The sequence below is a fragment of the Pseudoalteromonas sp. AWM4_233 genome (genome assembly GCF_056158285.1).
Map to the genome: position 1 here is coordinate 1 of NZ_JBSWSZ010000122.1, position 6,374 is coordinate 6,374.

Below are 6,374 nucleotides of genomic sequence, written 5' to 3' on the forward strand. Positions count from 1 at the left end.
TGAGAAAGGTTTGATCTACCGGGGAGAATACATCATCAACTGGGATCCAGCTACGCAAACGGCTTTATCTGATATTGAAGTGGAGTATAAAGATGTGCAGGGCGCATTTTATCATATGCGCTATCCGTTGAAAGATGAAGAGGGAACCATTGAAATTGCGACTACACGTCCAGAGACGATGCTTGGGGATACAGCGATTGCTGTACATCCGGAAGATGAGCGCTACAAGCATTTGATCGGTAAAAAAGCGATTCTGCCGATTGTCGGTCGCGAAATTGAAATTGTTGCTGATGATTATGTCGATATGGAATTTGGTTCAGGTGCTGTGAAGATTACGCCTGCTCACGACCCTAACGACTTTGAAATTGGAAACCGTCACAATCTAGAACGAATTCTAGTCATGAATGAAGACGGATCGATGAACGAGAATGCTGGCAAATACAAAGGAATGGACCGTTTTGAATGCCGAAAACAAATTGTTAAAGATCTTGCAAGAAGAAGGTGTTCTATTCGAGATTGAAGAACACATGCACTCTGTTGGTCACTCTGAACGAAGTGGCGCGGTCGTAGAACCTTATCTTATCTACACAATGGTTTGTTGATATGAAACCACTTGCTGATGCTTCCATCGAGCTTGCAAAAAGGGGACGATAAAGTACAGTTTGTTCCAGATCGTTTTGAAAAACCGTATTTACATTGGATGGAAAATACGCGTGATTGGTGTATTTCTCAGACAACTATGGTGGGGCCACCGTATTCCGGCTTGGTATCATAAAGAAACAGGCGAAATTTATGTAGGCAAAGAAGCAGCCGAAAGATACTAGAAAATTGGAAGCAGGATGAAGATGTCCTGGACACTTGGTTCTCTTCTGCTCTATGGCCTTTCTCCACGATGGGCTGGCCGGATGAGAACAGTGAAGATTATAAGCGCTATTTCCCAACCAACGTACTCGTAACAGGTTATGACATCATTGGCTTCTGGGTCAGCCGAATGATCTTCCAATCGCTAGAGTTTACGAACGAACGTCCGTTCAATGATGTTCTGATTCACGGTCTTGTTCGTGATGCAGAAGGACGCAAGATGAGTAAATCGCTTAGGAAATGGTGTCGATCCAATGGATGTTATCGATAAATATGGAGCCGATTCCTTACGTTATTTCTTATCTACCGGTTCATCCCCTGGTCAGGACTTGCGCTTCCATTGGGAAAAGGTTGAGTCTACGTGGAACTTTGCGAATAAGATTTGGAACGCTTCCCGTTTTGCTTTGATGAATATGGGCGATTTGAAATTTGAAGATATTGATATCACAGGTGAAAAATCTGTAGCAGATCAATGGATTTTGACTCGTCTCAATCAGACAATTGAACAAGTGACGACAAATATCGATAAATACGAATTCGGTGAAGCCGGCCGTCACCTTTACAACTTTATTTGGGATGATTTCTGTGATTGGTATATTGAAATGGCGAAACTGCCATTATACGGAGAAGACGAAGCACGAATTCATACGACTCGTTCTGATTCTTGCTTATACGCTTGATCAAACGATGCGTATGCTGCATCCATTTATGCCGTTCATTACAGAAGAAATTTGGCAGCACCTTCCTCATGAAGGAGAATCAATTACACAGGCTTCATGGCCGATAGTAAGAGAAGATTTCCACAATGAACAGGCAGCAGAATGAAATGAACCGACTTGTCTCCATTATTCGCTCTGTCCGTAATATCCGTGCAGAAGTGGATACACCGATGTCCAAAGAAATTCAACTCCTGATCCAGGCGAAGGACGAAGATATTGTTAAGGAACTTGAGAAGAACCGTGACTATTTAGAACGCTTCTGTAATCCGAGTGAACTGACAATTGCAACAGATCTGCAGGCACCTGAAAAAGCGATGTCAGCCGTTATTACTGGAGCGGAATTGTACCTTCCATTAGCAGGCTTGATCAACATTGAAGATGAAATCAAACGCCTAGAGAACGAATGGAAGAAATGGGATCAAGAAGTTACACGTGTTCAGAAGAAACTTTCCAATGAAGGTTTCGTAAGTAAAGCCCCAGAACATGTAGTTGAAGAAGAACGTAAGAAAGAGACAGACTACCTTGATAAGCGTGCGAAAGTAGAAGCACGAATTAAAGAATTAAAAGCATAAACGATGAGAGGAGGGTATTCGGTGGGAATACTCTCCCTTTTTGAAAGAAGGGAAACATGGTGGCGAATTATCAGGACGCCCTGCAGTGGATACATCAACGTGAAAAATTCAAAATCAAAGCCCGGGTTGGCTCGTATGACATGGATGATGGAACAGTTGAACCATCCGGAAGAAGCGCATCCAGGCTGTACATATCGCCGGAACGAATGGGAAGGGATCGACAGTTTCTTTCTACGTGAATCTTCCAGAGCACAAGGATTAAGTGTAGGGACATTCACTTCCCCTTATATCGTTCGTTTTAATGAGCGGATCAGTGTGAACGGGGCTCCGATCGAGGATGGGGAGTTGGCCAGTCTTCGTGAATAGATTCAGTCCGTAGCGGAAGAATTGGCGGAGACTCCACTCGGGGCACCTACTGAATTTGAAGTGATTACAGCAATGTCTCTTGTCTATTTTGCGGAGAAGGAATTAGACGTTGTGATCTATGAGGCTGGTTTAGGTGGGTTGTATGATTCTAACCAATATCCGTGTCTCCTATCCTGACAATCATAACGAACATCGGGAAGGATCATATGAATATTCTAGGCTCGACCTATGCTGAGATTGCTCGGGAAAAGGCAGGAATCATCAAGCAGGGTATCCCTGTAATTACGGCGGCAAAGCAGGATGAATCCATTCGGAAGTTATTAGAGAAAAGGCAGCTCAAGAGACGAGCGACTTCTGCAGTAAACGGGGAAGATTTTCATACGGTTCACTTGGAGAGTTCTGATGAAGGGGAATTGTTTGAATTCCATAACGACCGCTTCATTTCCGAACCTTTATTGAGTCGAATGATGGGGGCGCATCAGGTGGACAATGCAGCGCTCGCTATTCAGGCAATGGAAGTATTACAAGGTCTAGGCTACTCTTTTCAGAGGGAGTATTACCGGTCTGCCATTCGTGCAACACACTGGCCGGCAAGATTTGAGAAAGTACGAGAAGAGCCTCTTGTAATTCTGGATGGAGCGCACAACGAAGTAAGGAACTCATGAGCACTTGTAGAAACCGTTAAAGAACATTATTCAAATAAAAGAGTGACACTACTATACTCGGCGCTTGAAGATAAGCCGGTGCAAGCGATGTTAACGATGCTGTCCGAGGTAGTGGATTGTGCTTTCATGACGTCATTTAATTTTCCAAGAGCTTTGTCTGCGGAACAATTGCAGCAACTATCGCCGGTTAAAAGAACCGAAGCGATCGATTCCTATCAGGAGGCTGTATCAACGTCATTGTCGCAGATGGAAGACGATGAACTTTTATTAGTAACTGGATCGCTCTATTTCCTGTCTGAAATCAGGAAAATTTTTGAATGATCGCGGAACTTGTGATAATATACTAATTATCTGAATTTTGTCTTAAATTAGTTCTTTAGAACGAAAAAGGGTTGAGGAAATGGGCCGGAAGGAAAAGATAGCGGTTTGGCTTGTTTGGTTAATTGTCTGGCCGGCTGGCTTATTTGGTGTATTTCAATTCTTTCCCCCGATTTAATTGGTAACCAAATGGATATTTTGGCATTCGTCATCCTAGCCTCTATTGTTGCTTTGTTTCCCTTACAAATAGGGGACAACCCTGTATTTTTTACACATGGTATCACATTTGCCGTTTTTTTATATTTTGGACTAGCAGTAGAAATAATCGTTTCACAAGTGGCACTCATCTTCTTGCTTTTAAAACTGAGGGTTTCACGGTCGAATGTTCATAGGTTTCCATTGAACTTCGTCATGTTTTTAGTGATTTCTATTTCTTCGGCACTCATCTATCATATGCTTGGTGGACAACATGGAAGGGAAAGCTGTCTCTTCTGTAAGCAATGCTGTTCCGATCGTTGCTTACGCATTCTTTCAGCTGTTCTTTAATCAACTCACCATAAAGTTCATTGCTAAGTTTTTGTATAAGCGACATGTAAAAATGTTCGACATCGGATTGTTATGGGATTTGACATCCGGTCTACTTGTGTTCCCGGTCGGCTTTCTGCTCTACATGATGTATGCAGAGTTCGGGGTGAGCGCTGTATTCTATGTTGGAATTCCTTTCATACTGATTTCAGGGATGCTTATGCTTTATCACAAGAGCAGTATCGTTAACCAATACTTGAAACGGACGAGCAGAATAGGTCATGAGCTAACAGGTAATTTAGGCGTGAAGGATGTTTTAGACTTGTTCGTCGACCGTCTAAGTCAACTTCTTCCAGTAGATTATATTTATATCTTTGACGTCGAATCTGACCGGGAGATGAACCTGATCCGATATTTCGATCGGTCTGGGGTCACCTATTTCCCCTCTATCAAACTACATATCGGAGAGAGTATAAGTGGTCATACTTGGGAGGAAGGAGATAGCTTTAAATATAACAAAAAGAGTGATTGGGACCATCTGAGAAACCGCTATACACCGAAGGAAGCGGAAAGCGCCTTATCTGTACCTATTGAGCGCAAGGGAAAATCGTCGGAGTGATCACGATTTACTCCAATCAGAAATACGCATTTTTACAATTTCAATTTATGATTCTCAACATTTTGGGCAGTTATTTGGCTGTTGCCATCGATAATGCACGACATTATGAGAAGACGAAATTAGAGAGTGAACGTTGTGCACTAACAGGACTTTATAACTTCCGCTATTTCCAAGATCAGCTTCACGAAGCTTTCTTCTCAGACATGGAGCAATCGATTGCTTTGATACTGCTTGATATCGATCACTTCAAATCGATTAACGATACGTATGGACATGAAAGTGGAAATGAAATCCTATGTCAGTTTGCCGAAAGATTAGAAGATGTAGTTGGCAACGCGGGCGTCGTCGCTCGCTATGGTGGAGAGGAATTCGCCATACTGCTGCCGAGGTACAAGGACTACGAAGCTTATCAGGTAGCAGAGGATATTCGTCGCTCGATTGCTGAGCAACCTTTCAGTACCTATCAGTATATTCTGTCTGATGACGAACCGAAAGAGGTCTCTATAACAGCATCGATCGGGGTTGCGACATACCCTGTCGACTGTGAAGAACCACTGGAACTGATTCGCCATGCTGATCGGGCTATGTATGTTGGTGCGAAACAGAAGGGGCGCAACAGAGTGGCGTGTTATGAGGAATTAACAAACAGCAGCGGAGTCATTGTGACTTCGCTGCTGTTTTTTTATGGTGTAGGGCAATGACCGTGGTTGGATCGAACTTTGTGATTACTACTTATATTTTCAGCACCATAAACTTCTCCCTCGGAACATATGATTGCCTTACTCCACTCCGGCCCAACCTGATCATTTATATGGATGTCTCCTCGTGCTGAAATGATGAGTACCGTTCTGTGTTGATATTTCTCCGTTTAGCACTATATCCCCTTCTGAGTAAACCATGGCATTGGATTTCATAGAAAGCGGGCCATTGACAGTCTAGGAGGCACTGCTAAATACAGCATTATTTTGTATATACAGAGATTCATTTACGTAACAGCATCGCCAAGCAACATCCAATCGGGAATTGGATTGTTGGTTCTACGTTTCCTATGGCAGCATCGCCGGTTATAGAAAAGCGGGAATCAGACTGCAGAGGTGCTGCGTGTACTTCTCTGGACGAACTCCTTAACCTTAGCAATACGTAACTGAACGAAGTGCCACAAAACAGTACCACATGCCACAGTGGCGAAGTGAGGCGTCTGAAATAGCGCGATCTAACACTGCAGTCATGTTGGTATCAATGACTTCTTTGTAATCAAACTGCCAATAATCGATCATCACTGTGGTCTGCCTAGAAGGACTCCATGCAAAGCCAATTGAAAGTGAATCAGACTCTTCGGCGTTTAAGTTTTCATTACCTAACTCTAAGCTGTTTACGCTGACAAGTGTGCCGTCGCCTTCACAATATAGGTCTGCAATTGCTTGGTTTGCACCGCAATCAAAAGATGAAGTAGTAGTACGAAGCTTAACACCGGCTTGTGTTAAAGAGGGGGCTCTAAAAGATGTTGCCCAACCCGCGCGAAGCAAGATAGTGTCAGTAGGTCGATAACTGATACTGACTTTTGGGTTAAACGTTGAGCCAAAATCATCAAAGTGATCGTAACGCCCTGCTAATTGCATCTCGACTTGCTCAGTGAGTGGAACATAAAGCTCGGCAAAAGCACCATATTGCGTTCGCTGCTTAGCTATAAGGTGCTGTGTAAGAGGTGAATCTAACCGTCGTTAACCTT

At 43.3% G+C, this 6,374-nt stretch carries 10 protein-coding genes and 4 pseudogenes; 13 read left to right on the top strand and 1 reads right to left on the bottom strand.

Annotation, left to right across the window (positions count from 1 at the left end; genetic code table 11):
* The 13 genes and pseudogenes from ACXAC4_RS26445 to ACXAC4_RS26505 all read left to right on the top strand — a co-directional run.
* The coding region (locus ACXAC4_RS26445; protein WP_475167944.1) for a class I tRNA ligase family protein at window positions 1–520 on the top strand (520 nt) is incomplete at its 5' end.
* Between the two features lie 99 nt (window positions 521–619).
* Window positions 620–715: pseudogene (locus ACXAC4_RS26450) on the top strand (hypothetical protein); the annotation flags it as partial.
* Window positions 714–824, top strand: coding sequence for a class I tRNA ligase family protein (locus tag ACXAC4_RS26455; RefSeq protein WP_475167946.1), 111 nt, complete (start codon window positions 714–716; stop codon window positions 822–824). The pseudogene ACXAC4_RS26450 and the gene ACXAC4_RS26455, both read left to right, overlap by 2 nt.
* Window positions 818–1,132 (top strand): class I tRNA ligase family protein, encoded by a 315-nt coding sequence (locus ACXAC4_RS26460; protein WP_475167961.1) that lies wholly within the window; start codon window positions 818–820, stop codon window positions 1,130–1,132. Before ACXAC4_RS26455 ends, ACXAC4_RS26460 begins: the two co-directional genes overlap by 7 nt.
* Window positions 1,104–1,217, top strand: a pseudogene (locus ACXAC4_RS26465) (class I tRNA ligase family protein); the annotation flags it as partial. The gene ACXAC4_RS26460 and the pseudogene ACXAC4_RS26465, both read left to right, overlap by 29 nt.
* Window positions 1,191–1,541 carry a class I tRNA ligase family protein gene (locus ACXAC4_RS26470; protein ID WP_475167965.1) on the top strand — a complete coding sequence of 117 codons (351 nt, stop codon included), beginning with the start codon at window positions 1,191–1,193 and terminating at the stop codon, window positions 1,539–1,541. The pseudogene ACXAC4_RS26465 and the gene ACXAC4_RS26470, both read left to right, overlap by 27 nt.
* Window positions 1,438–1,686 (top strand): class I tRNA ligase family protein, encoded by a 249-nt coding sequence (locus ACXAC4_RS26475; RefSeq protein WP_475167949.1) that lies wholly within the window; start codon window positions 1,438–1,440, stop codon window positions 1,684–1,686. The genes ACXAC4_RS26470 and ACXAC4_RS26475 overlap by 104 nt, the downstream gene beginning before the upstream one ends.
* Window positions 1,667–2,152, top strand: coding sequence for a hypothetical protein (locus ACXAC4_RS26480; RefSeq protein ID WP_475167951.1), 486 nt, complete (start codon window positions 1,667–1,669; stop codon window positions 2,150–2,152). Before ACXAC4_RS26475 ends, ACXAC4_RS26480 begins: the two co-directional genes overlap by 20 nt.
* A 99-nt stretch (window positions 2,153–2,251) precedes the next feature.
* Complete coding sequence (locus tag ACXAC4_RS26485) at window positions 2,252–2,518, top strand: hypothetical protein (protein WP_475167953.1); 267 nt, start codon at window positions 2,252–2,254, stop codon at window positions 2,516–2,518.
* Between the two features lie 161 nt (window positions 2,519–2,679).
* Entirely contained in the window at window positions 2,680–3,183 is a 504-nt protein-coding gene (locus ACXAC4_RS26490) for a Mur ligase family protein (protein ID WP_475167954.1), read from the top strand.
* Window positions 3,184–3,195: 12 nt separating this feature from the next.
* Window positions 3,196–3,504: pseudogene (locus tag ACXAC4_RS26495) on the top strand (glutamate ligase domain-containing protein); the annotation flags it as partial.
* 466 nt (window positions 3,505–3,970) lie between these two features.
* Window positions 3,971–4,645 carry a GAF domain-containing protein gene (locus ACXAC4_RS26500; RefSeq protein WP_475167956.1) on the top strand — a complete coding sequence of 225 codons (675 nt, stop codon included), beginning with the start codon at window positions 3,971–3,973 and terminating at the stop codon, window positions 4,643–4,645.
* Window positions 4,642–5,346 carry a GGDEF domain-containing protein gene (locus tag ACXAC4_RS26505; RefSeq protein ID WP_475167959.1) on the top strand — a complete coding sequence of 235 codons (705 nt, stop codon included), beginning with the start codon at window positions 4,642–4,644 and terminating at the stop codon, window positions 5,344–5,346. The genes ACXAC4_RS26500 and ACXAC4_RS26505 overlap by 4 nt, the downstream gene beginning before the upstream one ends.
* 471 nt (window positions 5,347–5,817) lie before the next feature.
* On the opposite strand, the pseudogene ACXAC4_RS26510 reads toward ACXAC4_RS26505, so the two are convergent.
* Window positions 5,818–6,321, bottom strand: a pseudogene (locus ACXAC4_RS26510) (TonB-dependent receptor domain-containing protein); the annotation flags it as partial.
* Between the last annotated feature and the right edge of the window lie 53 nt (window positions 6,322–6,374).